We start from the raw sequence: 561 nt of genomic DNA on the forward strand, positions 1-561 counted from the left end.
GAATACACTAAAGGCGCTTTACCATAAAGACACTCAAACCGCCGATACTTATATAGTACATATGGCCAATTTTTTAAGGGCCTCCATCTTTCATCAGTCATCCAATATATCCAGCCTGGAAGATGAAGTAAAACTGTTATACGACTACCTCGCCATGCAGCGCATCCGGTTTGGCAGGGCGATGGACTGTACGGTATCATTAACAGACAACGCTTTAAAAAGCTATTTTCTGCCTTCTTTTTCGCTACAGCCATTATTGGAGAACGCCATTAAGCACAATAATTTCACACAGGAAGATCCGTTGAAAGTCAGTATCACCCAAAAAGATGAATGGCTTGTTATCAGCAATAATATTCAATGCAAAAAAGTTAAAGTAACATCTACTCAGTATGGCCTGGCGAACCTTGCAGAAAGATACCGTCTCTGGTCTGGCGATGATATCATCATCAAAGAATATCAAAACTCATTTTCGGTAAGTATTAAATTATTAAAAAAGTAATCATTGAGAGATGAAATAGCAGTTGCCGACGATCTCTCCCTAAACATTAGGAAATTAATAGG

Annotated in this window: 1 protein-coding gene; it reads left to right on the forward strand. The window is 38.7% G+C overall.

What is annotated here, in order from left to right:
* Positions 1-499: sensor histidine kinase (locus AC1DPZ_RS28730; RefSeq protein ID WP_477409960.1), on the forward strand; the 499-nt coding region annotated here is incomplete at its 5' end.
* Between the last annotated feature and the right edge of the window lie 62 nt (positions 500-561).

The sequence above is a fragment of the Mucilaginibacter sp. P4_G9 genome, assembly GCF_056400985.1.